14 protein-coding genes and 1 tRNA gene are annotated in these 17,711 nt (G+C 49.3%); 1 reads left to right on the plus strand and 14 read right to left on the minus strand.

Going from position 1 to position 17,711, the window contains the following annotated elements; translation table 11 throughout:
* Positions 1–35: 35 nt before the first annotated feature.
* Positions 36–1,472 carry an efflux transporter outer membrane subunit gene (locus B147_RS0100915; RefSeq protein ID WP_020585382.1) on the minus strand — a complete coding sequence of 479 codons (1,437 nt, stop codon included), beginning with the start codon at positions 1,470–1,472 and terminating at the stop codon, positions 36–38.
* Between the two features lie 313 nt (positions 1,473–1,785).
* On the opposite strand from B147_RS0100915, the gene B147_RS0100920 reads away from it, so the two are divergent.
* Positions 1,786–3,081, plus strand: coding sequence for a sodium:solute symporter family protein (locus B147_RS0100920; protein ID WP_020585383.1), 1,296 nt, complete (start codon positions 1,786–1,788; stop codon positions 3,079–3,081).
* A gap of 18 nt (positions 3,082–3,099) precedes the next feature.
* Here B147_RS0100920 and B147_RS0100925 read toward each other — a convergent pair whose 3' ends face one another.
* The 13 genes from B147_RS0100925 to rpmI all read right to left on the minus strand — a co-directional run bounded on the left by B147_RS0100925 (position 3,100) and on the right by rpmI (position 17,532).
* Entirely contained in the window at positions 3,100–3,888 is a 789-nt protein-coding gene (locus B147_RS0100925) for an MBL fold metallo-hydrolase (RefSeq protein ID WP_020585384.1), read from the minus strand.
* A complete protein-coding gene (pnp, locus tag B147_RS0100930; RefSeq protein ID WP_020585385.1) occupies positions 3,866–5,968 on the minus strand; it encodes a polyribonucleotide nucleotidyltransferase in 2,103 nt (700 codons plus the stop codon). Before pnp ends, B147_RS0100925 begins: the two co-directional genes overlap by 23 nt.
* 230 nt (positions 5,969–6,198) lie before the next feature.
* A complete protein-coding gene (gene rpsO, locus B147_RS0100935) occupies positions 6,199–6,468 on the minus strand; it encodes a 30S ribosomal protein S15 (protein ID WP_020585386.1) in 270 nt (89 codons plus the stop codon).
* 150 nt (positions 6,469–6,618) lie between these two features.
* The gene (gene truB / locus B147_RS0100940) at positions 6,619–7,572 is read right to left on the minus strand and encodes a tRNA pseudouridine(55) synthase TruB (RefSeq protein WP_020585387.1); all 954 of its coding nucleotides are present in this window, start codon (positions 7,570–7,572) and stop codon (positions 6,619–6,621) included.
* Positions 7,569–7,979, minus strand: coding sequence for a 30S ribosome-binding factor RbfA (rbfA, locus tag B147_RS0100945; RefSeq protein ID WP_020585388.1), 411 nt, complete (start codon positions 7,977–7,979; stop codon positions 7,569–7,571). The genes truB and rbfA overlap by 4 nt, the downstream gene beginning before the upstream one ends.
* A 12-nt stretch (positions 7,980–7,991) precedes the next feature.
* Positions 7,992–10,964, minus strand: a complete 2,973-nt coding sequence (gene infB / locus B147_RS0100950; RefSeq protein ID WP_020585389.1) for a translation initiation factor IF-2 — start codon at positions 10,962–10,964, stop codon at positions 7,992–7,994.
* Positions 10,965–11,036: 72 nt separating this feature from the next.
* Positions 11,037–12,410, minus strand: a complete 1,374-nt coding sequence (gene nusA / locus B147_RS0100955; protein ID WP_020585390.1) for a transcription termination factor NusA — start codon at positions 12,408–12,410, stop codon at positions 11,037–11,039.
* A 17-nt stretch (positions 12,411–12,427) separates the two neighbouring features.
* Positions 12,428–12,904 carry a ribosome maturation factor RimP gene (locus B147_RS0100960; protein WP_245568879.1) on the minus strand — a complete coding sequence of 159 codons (477 nt, stop codon included), beginning with the start codon at positions 12,902–12,904 and terminating at the stop codon, positions 12,428–12,430.
* Positions 12,905–13,061: 157 nt separating this feature from the next.
* Positions 13,062–13,137, minus strand: a tRNA-Gly gene (locus B147_RS0100965).
* Between the two features lie 114 nt (positions 13,138–13,251).
* A complete protein-coding gene (gene pheT / locus B147_RS0100970) occupies positions 13,252–15,714 on the minus strand; it encodes a phenylalanine--tRNA ligase subunit beta (RefSeq protein ID WP_020585392.1) in 2,463 nt (820 codons plus the stop codon).
* A gap of 2 nt (positions 15,715–15,716) precedes the next feature.
* Positions 15,717–16,724, minus strand: a complete 1,008-nt coding sequence (pheS, locus tag B147_RS0100975; protein ID WP_026259459.1) for a phenylalanine--tRNA ligase subunit alpha — start codon at positions 16,722–16,724, stop codon at positions 15,717–15,719.
* A 53-nt stretch (positions 16,725–16,777) separates the two neighbouring features.
* Positions 16,778–17,131 carry a 50S ribosomal protein L20 gene (rplT, locus tag B147_RS0100980; protein WP_020585394.1) on the minus strand — a complete coding sequence of 118 codons (354 nt, stop codon included), beginning with the start codon at positions 17,129–17,131 and terminating at the stop codon, positions 16,778–16,780.
* Between the two features lie 203 nt (positions 17,132–17,334).
* Positions 17,335–17,532: a 50S ribosomal protein L35 gene (rpmI, locus tag B147_RS0100985; protein WP_004071481.1), complete on the minus strand. Its 198-nt coding sequence runs from the start codon at positions 17,530–17,532 to the stop codon at positions 17,335–17,337.
* Positions 17,533–17,711 lie beyond the last annotated feature (179 nt).

Consider the following 17,711-nt stretch of genomic DNA (forward strand, 5'->3'; position numbering starts at 1 on the left):
TTGATGCCTTTAATTTCATTGTTTGTTGTAGTTTATTATCTTGTAGCGGGGGTGGCTTTAAAAAACGCACCTCGCCGGCCTGTTACTTTATAAAGTGCAATCCGTTCCTTGACATAGGTTGCCTGCTCGCTGACCAGCTGACGTTCCAGGCTCTCCATGGAAGCCCAGGCCGAAAGATAGTTCAGGTAACTGCTCTGGCCGTTCAGGTACTGAACCCGGGCGTCCTGCAGGGTCACCTTGACAGCCGCAAGCTGCTGCTCTAAAAGTTCAATATAGGCTTTCTGGCGGTCAATGGCCACCAGGGCATCTTCCACCTCGTAAATGGCATTGGCAACGGTTTTAGCATAGGTATTAACCTCTTCACGAACCACGGCCCGGGTGCGTTCAATTTCGGCTTTGCGTTTCCCCCCGTCCAACAGGGGGCCTGCCAGGGCAGCGCCCAGGGAGATCACCCAATTCTGGAACAGCAGGTCCAGGGTTCCGCTGGAAAATGCCGCCGAGGCAGACAGGGTCAGTTCCGGCAACAGATCGGCCTTAGCCGCTTCCACGTCCAGGGCAGCCGCTTCAAGGCGCATCCGGGCGGCCCGGATATCGGCCCTGTTTTCAAGCAGGTCAGTAGGGATGCCGGGCTGGGGTGCCAGAAAGGTTTGGGGAAGATCTGTGGTGGACACCGCCACAGGCGTCCCGGGTGTCTGGCCCAAAGACAGGCCCATGGCATTGACCAGTTGTTTTTCCTCTTTTTCAAGCAAGGGCATGGCAGAACGCACCTGGGCCAGGGCTTGTCGCTGCTGGGACACATCCAGGGCCATGGCCATGCCGTTAAGATAGCGCAATTCCTGCAAGTTCAACGTCATTTGGTTGGCTTCTATCTGCCGGGTAAGCACCTGCATACGGGTCCGTACGGACACAATATCCACCCAGGTATCGGCAATATCGGTGGACAGGGTCAGGGCCCCGTCCTCCAAATCCTGTAGCGTAGCCAGGTATTCCAACGCTCTTGCATTGACATCGGCGCGGTTTTTCCCCCACAGGTCCAGGGTATAGCCGGCATTCAGGGAGGCCGAGTAGCTGTGATTATGGTCCGAAGAAGAACTATACTGATCCCGGGTTTTAGATTGGGAGTAATTTTGTTCACCGCCAAGGGAATAATCAAGGGTGGGGCCCAAATTTGACTTTTCGCGTTTCACATCAGCCAGGGCCTGGTCAGCCCGGGCTTTAAGCACGTTTAAATCATGATTGGCGCCAAGACCTGTCCGGATCAGTTCACTGAGCTCATCAACGTCAAACGCAAGCCACCAACCGCTCTCCGGATTTTCTTCACCGCTTCGGGGCGTTGCGGTATCTGCCTGATAAACATAGGCGTCAGGAATCTCAACGGACATCTCCGCCACAGGCTCAGGGGCTATCAGATTGCAACCTGCAATAAAAAAAACCGACATCAGTACAATGAGGATCAAAGCATAACGCATCATTTCACAACCCACTGTTTATAACTTCAAAATTATTGGCAGGCAAAAATATACCATGGCCTTTAGGCTTTAGCCAGATCATTTCACCGGGCTGACAGGGCTTATAAAATACCCCAATTATGCAGTTACGCATAATCACATTTTCGTTAGTTCGTGTTTGCTCATCAACAATGTTATGATGGCAGACGAAAAAACAAAAAGATTAAAAATCCGATTCTTCCATTGCTTTATGTGTTGATCAGGCGTAGAACTGCGTTTTTAAAATTTTCAAACTGGGTCCGGTTTAAAGGACACTGCAGTAGTGAGGAGAATCGGATTGGGACAGTTAACATACGCAGTGGTATTTGTCGGCGCATTTGTTCTTTTTGGCGCCCTGGTTTTAAAAAATCAAAGGCGCATGGTCAGTGGTTCGGATTTCTCCGTAGCAGGCAGATCCCTTTCTACCACCCAGGTATCCTGGGTAATTATCGGCACGCTGGTCGGTGGCGTCTCAACCATCGGGACAGTTCAATCGGCCTATGACCATGGCATAAGCGCCTGGATTTTTACCCTGGGCAGCGGTATCTCCTGCTTTATCCTGGGATGCTTTTTTGCAACAGCATTAAGACGAGAGCAGGTCACAACCGTTTCCGAACTGCTCGGCAAATACTTTGGCACCCACTTTCAATATTACTGTTCCATGCTCAATTCCTGCGGCATGTTTATCCATATTATTGCCCAGTACCTGGCCGCCATTGCCATCCTGACCTCGGTATTTCACTTTCCGCTGCCTGTCTCTTTATTAATTACCGTGGCCCTCATGGGCTTTTTTGTCATTTCAGGCGGAATTTCCGGTGCCGGCATAGTGGGCAAAATCAAATTTTTCCTGCTGTACGGCATCATGATCGTATGCACGGTTATTGCACTTATCAAAGGCCAGGGCCTTGGCAACATTCTATCTCAACTGCCGAAAGATACTGATTTTCTAAATTTTTTCTCCAATGGTTTTGGCACAACGACCATTGATATCGTCTCCATGGTCACCGGCGTTTTATCCACCCAGATTTACCTGCAGGCCATTTTTTCAGCTAAAACCATAAAAGAGGCCAGAAACGGTGCTTTTCTTACCGCCGTTATCATTCCTCCCATAGGCATTTTAGGTATTATTGTGGGTCTTTTTCTTCGGGCTAACTGTCCGGAACTTGATGGCCAAAGTGCCCAGGCATTACCCTTTTTCTTCCAGTATACCCTGCCCCCGGCAATCGCCGCTTTTTGCTCTGCCGTGTTGTTGCTTGCAGTCCTGGGCACTGGTGCAGGACTTGTCCTTGGGGTTACGACCAATGTTTATATGGATGGAATTCGACACCTGTTCACAAAAGAACCAAAGCACAGCCTGTTCATCGTCCGGTTATGCACACTTGCCGTCCTCATTCTATCCGGTTGTATTGTACAAGCGGGTTTTAGCACAACAATTTTGCGCTGGAGCTATCTTTCCATGGGGTTCAGGGGGGCGTCCGTCTTTGTTGGATTATGTATTGTGGTGTTTACAAGACAAAAAAAATATTCTGCCATGATACGCGGTATTCTATACTTTCTGCCAATCTGTTACTTTATCCTGGCAGTCTTTCTATGAAAACCACAACGCGTTGAATTATAGCCAGATCATTTCCCCGGGTTGGTCCGGGCCGGCAACATGCAGTGCCGTGGACAAAGGGTCAAGATTTTTAGACATCTCTGCGGATGCTTTTTCAGGACAATTATTTTCTTCACTTAAATGGGCAAGCACCACATGGTCAAGATTCTTGTGAGAAACTTGCGCTACCAGATCCCTGGCATCCTGGTTGGAAAGATGGCCGGTTCGCGACTGGATGCGCTGCTTCAGATACCAGGGATAAGGGCCTGTCATTAACATTTCCGGGTCATGGTTGGCTTCAATATAAAGGGCATTGGCATGGCTCAAATGGGTTCGCACAAGATTTGTGACTACCCCGAGATCCGTAGCAATGCCGATCTTTTTTCCCTGGTGTTGCAAGGTAAGGCCTGCAGGATCGCAGGCATCGTGGCTGATGGAGAAGGGATTGACTGCCAGGGAGCCGATGTCGAAGGCAGCTCCGCATTCAAAAAAGTTGAGCTGGTCAATTTTGCCCAAGCCCTTGCAGGCATTAAAGGTATCGGAGGTCACATAGACAGGAATATTGAACCTGCGGCTCAACACCCCTGCCCCCTTAACGTGATCGGTGTGCTCGTGGGTGATGATGATGGCTTTCAGTTCATTCGGCGTCCGGCCTAAAGCGGCCATTCGACGCTGAATCTCTATACCTGAAAGCCCTGCATCAACAAGCACGGCAGTATCCGGTGTGGATACGAATATAGCGTTCCCTTTGCTGCCGCTGGCAAGAGGACACAGGCAGAATGCGCTATTTTCCGGCTTTTTCTGCATCTTTTTTAGCGGCTTTATAGGAAAGCTTGATTTTTCCGTCCCGGGTGATATCCAGCACCTTAACCTTGATCACTTCGCCTTCCTTGACCACATCGGTGACTTTCTTAACCCGGTAGTCTGCCAGTTCCGAAATATGAACCAGACCGTCCGTACCGGACTTGATGTTTACAAAGGCGCCAAAGTCCGTGATCTTAACCACAGCCCCTTCGTAGATGGCACCGATCTCCGGATCCATGGCAATATCCTTGACCATGGCCACAGCCTTGGCGGAATCGTCTTCATTTTCAGCGGCGATTTTCACAATACCGTCATCATCCACTTCTATAGTGGTATTGGTGTCGGCCTGGAGAGCCCGGATCACCTTGCCGCCCGGGCCGATGATATCCCGGATCTTGTCCTTGTTAATCTGAACGGATACGATCTTGGGCGCATGGGGTGAGATCTCCGTCCTTGCTTGATCCAGGGTATCCAGCATTCTCTGCAAAATGTGCAGGCGGCCGCCATTGGCCTGGTTCAAAGCGTCTTCCATAATCTGTTTGGACAATTCTTTGATCTTGATGTCCATCTGCAGGGCGGTAATGCCTTCTTTGGTACCGGCAACCTTGAAGTCCATGTCACCGAAATGGTCCTCGTCCCCAAGGATATCGGAAAGCACAACCGTATTATTTTCATCGGATACCAGACCCATGGCGATGCCGGAGACCGGGGCTTTAATGGGCACACCGCCATCCATCAGCGCCAGGCACCCGGAACATACGGTTCCCATGGATGAGGACCCGTTGGATTCCATGACTTCGCCCACCAGACGGATGGTATACTCGAATTCATCATGGGGTGGAATAACCCGGCTCAATGCCCTGTGGGCCAAGTTTCCATGGCCGATATCCCGGCGAGACGGCCCACCCGGACGTTTCACTTCGCCAACGGAATAGGGAGGAAAGTTGTAATGAAGCATAAATGCCCGGGTCTCATTATTGGATTCCAGGGTCTCCAGACGCTGCTCGTCCAGTCCGGAACCCAGGGTAAGTACGCCCAGAACCTGTGTTTCACCGCGGGTAAACAAAGCCGAACCATGGGGCCGGGGCAGACAGCCCACTTCGCAGGTGATCTGGCGGACCTCATCAAAGGCGCGACCGTCAATGCGTTTGTTTTCCTTGAGCACAATATCCCGGCATACGTTTTTAACGGTTTTACCGAAAAATTCCTTGATATCTTTAATTTGCTCCGGATACTCAGACTCAAACTGGGCAACAGCGTCATCCTTGAGTTCACGCAAGGCGTTCTGACGCTCAATTTTTGTTTTGATCTGAACCTTTTCATGAATCTTGTCCCAGGCCCAATCTTGGACCTTGGCAGCAAGCGCCTCATCCTTTTCCGGTGCAATAAATTCCCGTTTGGTCTTTCCCACGGTGCTTTTCAGCTCTTCCTGCATGGCAATAGCAGGCTGCATGGCTTCATGGCCAAAGAAAATGGCATCCAGCATATCCTTTTCAGATACGATGTCAGCGCCGCCTTCCACCATGACCACACCGGTTTTGGAACCGGCCACGGTCAGATCAATATCACTTTGTTCCATCTGTGCAGGTGTGGGGTTGGCAATAAACTGTCCGTTGACCCGTCCCACCTTAACACCGGCAATGGGGCCATCAAAGGGGATGTCTGAAATTTCAAGGGCAGCAGAGGCCCCGATCATGGCAAGAATGCCCGGTTCGCACAACTTGTCCGTGGACATAACAGTTGCGATCACCTGGGTTTCAAAATTATAGCCATCTTCAAACAAGGGACGGATGGGCCGGTCAATGAGACGTGCATTTAAGGTCTCATGTTCCGAAGGCCTGCCGATTTCCCGTCTGAAATAGTTCCCCGGAATTCTGCCGGCCGCATAAATCTTTTCCTGGTATTCAACGGACAATGGCAGAAAACTGATGTCCTCTTTGGGGTCTTTGGAGGCCACTGCCGTTACAAGCACCACGGTCTCGCCATACTGCACCATCACAGACCCGGAGGCCTGTTTGGCAATTTTTCCTGTACTGATTATTAATTCTTTGCCGCCGATATCGGCTGAAACAACTTTTTCCATAAATTCTCCTGATAAACTAAAAAATAGATCGGGCGGCATAAGGTAGGAAAAGCGCTTACATATAATAAACCCGCATATTTACCATCAAACACCTCATTGCATGCCAAGGTTGATTTGATAGCAAAGATGCGAACTTATATAAAAGCCGTTCCCGTCTTGTACCGCCCTGCTTAAAACAAAAACCGGTTTTTGACCCAAAGCGCATCAAAAACCGGTTTAAAAAGACCATCTTATCTTCTGAGTCCGAGCTTCTCGATCAATGAACGATATCTGTTAATATCTTTTTTCTTGAGATAATCCAGAAGACTTCTGCGCCGACCGACCAGGATTAAAAGCCCACGCCTTGAATGGTGGTCTTTTTTATGGGTCTTCAAATGATCGGTCAGATAGCTGATCCTGTGGGTTAAAATAGCCACCTGAACTTCAGGTGAACCGGTGTCGGACTCATGGAGCTTGAATTTTTCAATCATCTCCTCTTTGTTTTCTGCAAGTAGTACCACTGTAACACTCCTTTATTTGGAATAAATTAAAATTCGATGCCATAAAGAGACAAGCAGTTCACCTAAATTGCCTTTTATCCAATATTCCATTCAGAAAAAAAGGCAACAAACCGCCCGGACATCGAAGAGATAGCCTGATATTTTTATCAGTTAACTATTAAAAACGCAACAATATTTGTATGTTTGCCCGGATTTATCCGGGGTTACGATGGCCAGCAGGTTATCATCGGAATCCAGTACCCGGATATCGGAAATAGTGTTTTGGGATTTGTTTTTATCACCGGCACCCACCAAGGCGTCTGGCATGGGAAATTTCGCCACAGACAAGGGCCGGCCATGTTTAACTTTTCCGGCTGTTTCACTGTCTGCAACGATGCTTGGAAGAAAATCCAGACACCGGGACATGGATATGAACCGGGCATCCATATCCGGGATCGGCATCTTTTCAAAGCGGTCAAGATCCACAGCATCTTCAATTTTAAACTGGCCGGCCCGGGTGCGTTGCAATGCAGACAAATGAGCACCACACCCCAGTGCCGCCCCGATATCATGGGCCAGACTGCGAATATAAGTGCCCCCCGAGCATGTCACCGGCATGTCAAAAACCGGATACCCGTTCGTATCCTTATGAAAATTTTCCATGGCAATGGCCATAATTTCAATGGGCCGGGGCGGCTTCTCAATCATATGTCCCTGGCGGGCCAGTTTATAGAGGGGTTGGCCTTTATGCTTCAGGGCCGAGTAAGCCGGAGGGATTTGTTCTTGGGGCCCCAAAAAACCAGTCACAACATCTTTAACCTGATTTGGACCCAGGGCGGCAAGATGACCGGAAGGCACCGTGTGAATAACCGTGCCGGTGCAATCATAGGTGTCGGTTTCGATGCCAAGAGTAACTTGGGCATAGTACCCTTTAACACCTTTTAGAAAATATTTTGAAATCCGGGTGGCCTGGCCCACGGCAATGGGCAGTACCCCTGTGGCAAAGGGATCCAGGGTGCCTGTATGCCCAATTTTTTTTACCTTGAGCAGACGCTTGAGCCGGTTGACCACTGCTGCCGAGGAGATACCTTTGGGTTTATTAACAACAAGAATGCCGCTTTTCATTCAGCAGGGTCGCCGGAAGGCCCGTCCGGGGCACCGGACGTATCGTCCGATTCCCGGTTCTCCCCCTTAGGGGCCGCATCAATCAGGGCATCCAGGCGGGCAGCCTCATCAAAGGAATCATCATGGATAAAGCGCAGGTCCGGCATCAACCGCAGACCCAATTTCGGGGCAATTTTTTTCTTAATAAACCCCTTTGATTTCTGGAATCCTTCCAGGGCTTCACGAATCCTTTTTTTATCCCCGAACACCGTGACATAAACATAAGCCAGGCTAAGGTCCGGGGACATTTTAACACCGGATATCGTTACCATCTCCATTCTGGGGTCCTGCATCTTTTTGGCCAAAAGCTCTGTTATGGCCTGCTGAATCTGTATGGAGACCCGCTCGGCACGTGTATAGGGTTTCATAAATCAGTCCTGCTATCCCTGATATTTAACTTCTTCAACTTCATAGCATTCAATGGCATCGCCCACCTTGATATCATTATACTTTTCAAGGCCGATACCACATTCATATCCTTGTTCAACTTCCTTGACATCATCCTTGAATCTGCGCAGGGAAGACAGCTCCGTATCACATTTTATAATACCGTCACGCAGCAGGCGCACCTTTTTGCCTCGCACAACCTTGCCTTCCGTGATACCGCACCCGGCAATGGTTCCGATCTTGGGAACCACAAAGGTGTCCCGGACCTCGGCCCGCCCAATGATATTCTCCTGAAAGGTGGAGGGCATCATGCCGTCAAGGGCGGCTTTAATATCATTGATCACATCATAGATGATGTCATAGAAGCGCATGTCCACGTTCTCATCCTTGGCCAGCTTACGGATCTGGGGTGTGGGCCGGACATTAAACCCGATAATAATGGCATCGGAGACAGCCGCCAGGGACACATCCGATTCATTGATGGTGCCCACGCCGGAATGAACAATTTTAACATCCACCTCTTCCTTGGCCAGGTCTTTGAGGGAATCGTTAAGCGCTTCAATGGAGCCCTGGACATCAGCCTTGACAATGAGTTTAAGCTCTTTGATTTCGGCGGTGCCAAGATTTTCAAACATTTTTTGCAGATTGGCCCGGCTCTTTTTGGCCAGTTCCTTGGCCCGCTGTTTCTGCATACGATGGGCAGCGATCTGCTTGGCGTCCTTATCCGACGCCACAGCCACGAACTCGTCACCGGCATCGGGCACGCCGGCCAGGCCCACGATTTCCACAGGCGTGGAAGGCCCAGCCGATTCCACCCGGTTACCGGAATCATCAATCATGGCCCGGATATGGCCTGAATGAAGACCGCATACAATGGGGTCACCATCCTTTAAGGTGCCCTGTTTTACCAGTACGGTGGCCACAGCACCACGGCCGATGTCCAGACGGGATTCCACAACATAGCCAGTGGCATTCCGATCCGCGTTGGCCCGCAATTCCAGAACTTCGGCCTGGAGCAGCACCATTTCAAGCAGTTCATCAATGCCCTTACCGGTTTTTGCGGAAACCTTCACAAAAATGACATTACCGCCCCATTCCTCGGCCAGCAGATCGTGTTCGGACAACTCACGCATGATACGGTCCGGGTCCGCCCCCTCTTTATCCATCTTATTCACGGCAACCACCACAGGTACCCCTGCGGCCTTGGCATGATTGATGGCCTCAACTGTCTGGGGCATGACACCATCGTCGGCGGCCACCACCAAAATAACAATATCCGTAACCTGGGCTCCCCTGGAACGCATGGCAGTAAATGCGGCATGACCCGGCGTATCAAGAAAGGTGATCCGTCCGCCGTTGGGCGTTTCCACATTGTAGGCGCCAATGTGCTGGGTAATGCCGCCGGCCTCGCCGCTTGTGATTTTGGATTCCCGGATCACGTCCAGCAAAGAGGTTTTACCATGGTCAACATGCCCCATGATTGTAACCACAGGAGGACATGTTTCCAACTTCTCTTTATCGTCCTCCTCGGGCACGACATTCAGCAAGGTCTCTTCTTCAAAATTTGCCTTTTCAACTTCAAAGTCAAATTCAGCGGCTACAAGAGAGGCAGTATCAAAATCAATGGTTTGGTTCACCGTGGCCATTACACCCATGCCCATGAGCTTGACAATCATTTCGTTGGCTTTGATGCCCATACGTTTGGCAAGCTCTGCCAGCTCAATCGCCTCATCTATTTTTACACGGCGTTTAATTGCCTTGGGCGTTGTAATCTGGGTTTTTTGAAAGCTGCCTTTTTTACCCTTGGGATCTTTTTTGCCCTTTTTCTTCCGGCCGCCCCTGCCCCGGTAGAGGTCATTACCCTCCACTACGGATTTTTTCTTGCGGCGTTTCTTCCTGGCTCCAGGGCCATCATCGGATTGAGATTCATCACGCATCTTTGCCCGTTTACGGTCATTGGGCGCTGCAGACGGTATAGCAAAGCTTTGCCCTGGGATATCCGCAGGTCCGGTTCCGGTATCCGCCACCGGCTGTTTGCGTGCGGGTCGATCATGATCGTTTCCGGAAGCTGAATGATTTTCGCCGGCTTTCATCCGCTTTATATTTTCCAAAACCATGGGATCCGCCACCCTGACGATCTTGGCAGGAGTTGTTTTCTTTTTCTTCTTTTTACGTTTACCCTGACCATTGTCCTCTTCAGGAGATTCGTCTTCACCGGGCTGATCCGTATTCTGTTTCTGCTCATGAGACGATTTCCGGTCATCGCCCATCAATTCCGATGATGATTTACCCTCCCCGGGATCTGCCGGTTCAGGCGTATCGTCTTTATTCTCATCTTCGGATTCAGTCGTGGATGCCACCGGCGATTCTGCGGTCGCATGTTCCTGCGGCTTTACAGCATTATCATCTTCGGCGGAGACCTGTTCAATCTTTTCTTCAACATCTACAGCCACATCTTCAGGCTCCGGCGGTTCTTCAACCTTGGCAGGCTTGATAATTTTAGCCGGTTCGCTGTTCTTGGACACAACCTTTTTGGCGGGCCGTTTTACATCCGTTGATTTTTTGGATTCCGCCACATCCTCACTACCTTGGGTAACAGAGTCCTCCGGCTGCACCGGTCTAACAGCATCATTTTCCGAATCCTGTGCCTTCTCCTGATGACCAGAGTCTTGCACAATCGGTTCTTCGGGTTCGAATGATTCTTCCATATCCTCATCCTTCTCCAATTCATCAACCTGGGATGTCGTCTTTGTCCTTCGCCTACGGATCACCGAGGGGCGGACTTTAACCTCATTGGAGCGCTTCTTTTTACCCAACAAATTCTGTTTGACAGCCGCGACGTCACTGCTACTCAGAGCACTCATATGGCTTTTAGCATCTATTTCCAGCTCGTTAAGCTTTTCAAGAAGCTGCTTGTTTGTCATGTTCAGATCTTTAGCTAACTCGTATACCCTGACCTTGGCCATTCGTTGCCCCCAGTAATCCTCTATAGTTGATTCTTTTGAAATTCGTTCTCCGCGCTACCGATGCAACAATCCTCATTCTTCTGATTTTTCAACCGGCCCATCTTCAACATCAGCAAACGTTTCTCCATCACCGGCATTGTCGTCCACATACGTGTCGGTATCCTGAGAAGGTGCAGGCTGCAGCAGTTCATCCCGGGCCCTTTCCCGCTCGACTTCCATCAGATGCCCGGCTTCTTCTATCATTGCCTGGGCCTCTTCCACGGAAATATCTAAAAAGGCTGCGATATCCTCGGGCATGGCATCCATAATATCCAGAAACGAAGAATAACCTGCCTTGAACAGCAACTCTGCTGCCGGCAGGCCCACTGTGGACAGTTTCATCAAACTGTCGTACCCCTCTTTAACCTCCCGGCTGTACTCCTCTTCACTGGTGACTTCAAGATGCCAACCGGTGATCTCACAGGCAAGGGACACATTTTGCCCCCCCTTACCTATCGCAATGGAAAGATATTCATCATTGACAATCACCTCCATGGACTGGTTATCTTCATCAATGATGACTCTTGCGATCTCAGCCGGGGACAAGGCATTGCATACAAATCTTGCAACGTCCGGGCTCCACTGAACAATATCTATTTTCTCGCCCCGCAGTTCCTGAACAATATTTTGAACCCGGTTGCCTTTAATACCCACACATGCCCCTACAGGGTCCACATCGGAATCAATGGAGGAGACAGCGATTTTTGCCCTTACGCCGGGCACGCGTGCTGCCCCCCGAATGGAAACAATGCCTTCTGCTACCTCCGGCACCTCGGTTTTAAACAATTCCACCAAAAATTCCGGATGGGTCCGGGATAAAATAATCTGGGCGCCTTTGGATTCTTCCAGCACATCAAGGACATAAGCACGGATCCGGTCCCCCCGTTTATAGCTTTCCTTGGGCATTTGCTCCCTTGGCCGCAGCACCGCCTCTGCCTGCCCTAGATTGATAATGATGGCGCCCCGGTCAAACCGTTGGACAATACCGTTGATTATTTTACCTTTTTTATGAATAAAATTCTCATACACGGCATTACGTTCCGCTTCCCGCATTTTTTGTATGATCACCTGCTTGGCGGACTGGGCTGCAATGCGGCCGAACTCCTCGGTATCCATTCGGATCCCCAAAGAGTCACCGATTTCACATTCAGGATCGAATTCAAGCCCTTCCTCCAGGGTCAGCTCGCTGTCCGAATATTCAACCTCTTCAACAACCTCTTTAAAATGGAAAACTTCAACATCTCCGCTTTTCTCATCATAATGGACTTCAATATCCGCCCGTGGGCCGATCTTTTTTCTTGCGGCAGAAACAATGGCCTCTTTCAAGGTATTAATAAGGATTTCAGCATCAATACCTTTTTCTCGGCTTACCTGATCGATCACCCTTTTTATGTCTGTAATAAACATGCTAAATGCTCTCCATTTTACTGACCTGCGAGAATTGCTCTCATGATATTGGTTCCGGAAACATCAAAGGACTTGCCGTCAACTGCAATCGTTACAGAATCATCATTTGTCTTCTCAAGAATCCCGGTGAATTTTTTTCTTCCCTCCACGGCGTCATGGGTTTCAATTTTAATTCGCTCACCCTGGAATCTGATAAAATCCGCCTTTGTTTTCAAGGGGCGGTTTGGACCGGGAGATGAAACTTCCAGACGGTAAGGACCAATATCCGCGATATGGATATCGATCAGATCTCCAAGCTCCCGGCTGACGGCCACACAGTCATCCAGTCCAACCCCGTCGGGCTTGTCCATATAAATTCGTACAAATTTCTGCCGATTATGGACAACACATTCAATGTGAACCAGTTCCAACCCCAAAGAATCAATCAGGGGTTCGGCCACAGCCTGAATCTGTTGTTCAACGGCTCCGGTTTTTTTAGAATTTATAAATGCCATACCCTGCAGCAATCGTCCTTTTTCCACAAATACAAAAACGGGCAGATGCCCGTTCCAGATACTAAAACACTCAAAAATCCTCACCAAAATATCAGGTTCAGATCATACTTTCCCCCAAACAAGTGGAACAAATCTGCCAGCCCATACCAATCTGATTTGGAGCGGGCAACGAGGCTCGAACTCGCGACATCAAGCTTGGGAAGCTTGCACTCTACCAACTGAGTTATGCCCGCATTTTAGCGGCTAAATATAACAGGGTATATTAAATTTGTCAACACCCTTTATTATGAAACAATTTTGTAGCGCCGGTTATCCCGGTTCAACTGCCAGCCCGCCCACCTTAAGAATTATCCGGGCAGACCCGCATTAAAATCATTGATAAGCTTCTGGGATAACTGATCATGGATCTTCTTAATATTTTTTTCTGTCAGGGTTTTTGACGCAGAGCGGTAGACGATCCTGAATGACAGGGACTTTTTATCTTCACCAATGTTCCGGCCTTCAAATACATCAAAAAGGAAATAATTTTCTATCAAAGCCTGCGTTTGGGCAAAGGTTGAAATGGTATCCATCATGGCTCCGACCTCAACACGCTTTGACACGATAAAGGTCATGTCCCTGGAAATTGAAGGGAATTTGGGCAGTCCAACCGCCTGGACAGCCTGGGGAACCACTTTCTCAAAACGGTCCATGTCCAAATCAAAAAGATAAGCATCCTGCTTCAAACCAAAGGCCGTTCCCACATCTGATGCTATTTTGCCAAGCGTACCAAGCACCAGACCGTCTTTCACCACCCTGGCACCATATCCCGCTTCAAAATAAGGACAGGTTTCGGCATCGGTTCTTTCATACACAACATCGGAAATCTGAAGCGTATCCAACAGCCCCTGCACAACACCCTTTAGATCAAAAAAATCAACAGCTTCCTTTTTGGAATACCAGGTCTGCTCCCAGCGGCATCCGGTGATTAACCCGCCAACCACCTCAGCTTCCTCGGGCTGCTCACCCGGGGCTGTTTCAATAAAGGTCTTTCCGATTTCAAACAACCGAAGCGTGTCCACTTGTTGGGCCGTATTTCTGGCCATGGATTCCAGCAATCCGGGTACAATGGATGTCCTGAGGACTGACATCTGGTCGGAAATGGGATTTAAAATTTCGACCATCCGGGTTCTTTTGTCCGGGGCTTCAATGCCCATACGCTCACAGGCGTCCTTGCGGATAAAATTGTAATTAATGGCCTCACAAAATCCAAATCCGGTCATGGCCTGACGAATTTTGCTTCGCAACACCAGGCGACCGGCAAGGGGCCGCCCTTCGGCTTTAACCAAAGGATAGCTGGTCTCAATTTTATTATATCCCCACAACCGGGCCACTTCCTCGGAAAGATCTTCGGGCCTGGTCACATCAACTCTAAAGGAGGGGACATGAACCCGCAGAAGACTCTCGCCTTCTTTGTCCATCTTTTTTTCTACGTCAAATGCCACAGACGTCAGAATCTGCGCCATCTCATCTGCGGAAAACGTGGTCCCCAACCGGACATTCAACGCATCAGGGCTCATATCAATGGTCACAGGCTGGGCCTTAATTGGATTCTCATCAATAATGTCTTTGGCAATGGTGGCCGAACATAACTGAGCCATTAATACAACAGCTCTCTTCAAGGCAAACATGGTGCCTTCAGGGTCAACACCGCGCTCAAATCGGTGGGAGGCATCCGAAGAGATCCCTGTCCTTTTAGCGGTACGCCGGATGGACACGGGATTAAAATAAGCACTTTCCACCAGCACCCGGGTGGTGGCATCGGTAATTTCAGAATTCTCGCCACCCATAACACCGGCAATACCCACAGGCTTTTCCCCGTCACAGATCATGAGCATTTCAGGGTCAAGTTTGTGGACTTTCGAATCAAGCGTTGTAAACTCTAAGGGCGCATCGCCGGGTTTTCCGGCTGTTCTGACAATAATTTTATTTTTGGCAATGTTGTCATAATCAAAGGCATGCAAGGGCTGCCCGGTTTCCATCATAACAAAATTGGTGACATCCACGACGTTATTTACGGAAAAGAGGCCAACGGCCTCAAGGCGCTGTTTCAACCAAAGCGGAGAAGGCCCGACCGTGACATCAAAAAGCATGCCTGCAGTATATCTGGGACACAATTGAGGATCTTCAATCTCCACAGTAACAAAGTCATGAAGACTCCGGGAATCCATTTGGGCTTCCGGAAACGTCACGTCCGGCAGGGTCACCTTATTTTGAGGGTCCGTAAACGCCCCTATTTCACGGGCGACCCCAATAAGACTCAGGCAGTCCGGCCGGTTAGGGGTCAGATCAATCTCAAAAACGGCATCATCCAGCTTTAAGGCGGACTCAAGCGGAGTTCCTGTAACAAACTCGCCGTCAAGGTCCATGATACCGGATGCATCATCCGCCAGCATCAGTTCAGCAGCCGAACATAGCATACCATGGGACGGTTCGCCCCGCAGTTTGCTTTTCTTTATTTTGAAATCACCGGGCAGCACAGCCCCCGGCAGGGCACAGGCAACATACATACCTTCTCTGACATTGGGCGCACCGCAAACAATGGGAGAAAGCTCCCCTTTTCCAATATCCACAGCACAGCAGGTAAGCTTATCAGCATTGGGATGCTGTCTTGCCTGTACAACCTGAGCCACAATCACATTGTCCAGGTAATCATAAAGACTTTCCACCCCGTCCACTTCAAGACCGGCCATGGTCAGTCTGTCTGATATTTCCTGGGGATCAAGATCAATGGGAATATATTCACGCAACCAGCTTAAACTGACTTTCATAATTAGAACTGCCCTAGAAAACGCATATCGTTTTCGAAATATTTTCTGATATCATCAATTCCGTATTTGAGCATGGCAACCCGTTCCATGCCAAGGCCAAAGGCAAACCCTGTATACTTTTGGGTATCATAACCGACATTTTCAAACACAGCCGGATGGACCATACCGGCACCCAGAATTTCAATCCAGCCGGTCTTCGAACATACCCGGCAGCCTTTGCCTTTGCACATGACACAGCGGATATCCACTTCAGCACTGGGTTCGGTAAAAGGAAAGAAACTGGGCCTGAACCGCAATGACGTATCCTTATCAAAAAACTGCTGAACAAACGTAGTCAGCACCCCTTTAAGATCTCCAAAAGAGATATTTTTATCTACCATCAAGCCTTCCACCTGATGAAACATAGGGGTATGGGTCAAATCCGAGTCACAGCGAAACACCTTACCCGGAGAAATAATGCGCACAGGCGGCTCATTTTTTTCCATTACCCGGGGCTGGGAACCTGACGTATGGGTTCTCAAAACTATATTTTCAGACACATAGAAGGTATCCTGCATATCCCTGGCCGGATGATATGGGGGAATATTCAGGGCCTCAAAGTTATAGTAATCCGTCTCAACTTCCGGACCTTCGGCAATGTCAAACCCCAGGCGCAGAAAAATGCCGCAGATCTCATCTATCACCTGGGTGATAGGGTGCAGGGCACCTTTTTTGACCATACGCCCGGGCAGGGTAATGTCAATACCCTCAGCACCACCGGCCAGGCTGGCTTCCAGGCCGGCCTGGGCTTGCTGTACCGCTTTTTCAAGCTTTACCTTCAGCAGATTACCATTTTTCCCTGCAGCAGGACGTTCATCCACCGGCAGGGATGGAATGTTGCGCAAAAAAGCTGTAAGCAGCCCCTTACGACCCAAAAAATGTGTGGAAACCGACTCAAGGGCGTCCTTTGAGTCTGCTGCGCCGATTTGTTCCAGGGCCTGTTTTTCAATGTCTTGGAGATTAGTTTGCAAAGTCCCCCCGAAATACACTTTAGTTCCTACCCATCCATATTTCTGGATGGATATTAGTTCAGTTTGGCAGATGCCTGGGAAGCCAGCTGGGAGAATCCCGCAGGATCGGATACAGCCAGATCAGCCAGGACTTTTCTGTCCAGTTCACTGCCGGCAAGTTTCAGCCCGTTCATGAACCGGGAATAGGACAATTCATTCATCCGTGCGCCGGCATTGATACGTACAATCCACAATTTTCTGAAATCTCTTTTTCTTGCCCGACGGTCCCTATAGGCGTACATTAATGCCTTATCCACTGCGTCTGCAGCAGTTCTGTAAAGCTTGCTTCGCCCACCCCTGAAACCTTTTGCCAGCTTAAGCACCTTGTTGCGGCGCCGTCTTGCCTTGAATCCTCTTTTTACTCTCATTTTTCTACACTCCTTATACACCATCAGCCAACCACTTTATATTGGTCGGCTTCCATATCAATATTATTTAAAACCGCTGTGTTTGGATAAAAAGTTGCCCAGATGCAAGGCGCAGACAAATTTGCAATCGAACCTCATGGTTGTGAGGATAGCAGCTTTTATATGCAACGTCGCAGGTGGGAGACTTTGTGTTCAAACACTAATTAGCCGTAGGGCAGCATCCGGCGGACTTCCTTCATATCAGAACCCGCAACAATCTGGGGCTGGCGAAGGCTTCTCTTTCGTTTGGTGGTCTTCTTGGTCAGAATATGACTGGCATGGGACTTGCGGAATTTGTATTTACCTGACCCGGTTTTTTCAAACCGTTTGGCAGCCGCACGGCATGTCTTAATTTTTGGCATTACTAAATCTCCTGAAGATTCTCAACTATTATAAAAACTAAAGGCGGTATATACGGAATATACCACCACACACATTACCCCCTTAACACCGGAAAGCCTGCACAAAAACAGGAACAACCAGCCGGTGAACAGAGGCTTAAAAAAAACACCTTTTTGCTTGCCTTTTAACCGTGTTCTTG

Origin of the sequence: Desulfobacter curvatus DSM 3379 (assembly GCF_000373985.1) — a bacterium.
Classification (GTDB): Bacteria; Desulfobacterota; Desulfobacteria; order Desulfobacterales; family Desulfobacteraceae; genus Desulfobacter; species Desulfobacter curvatus.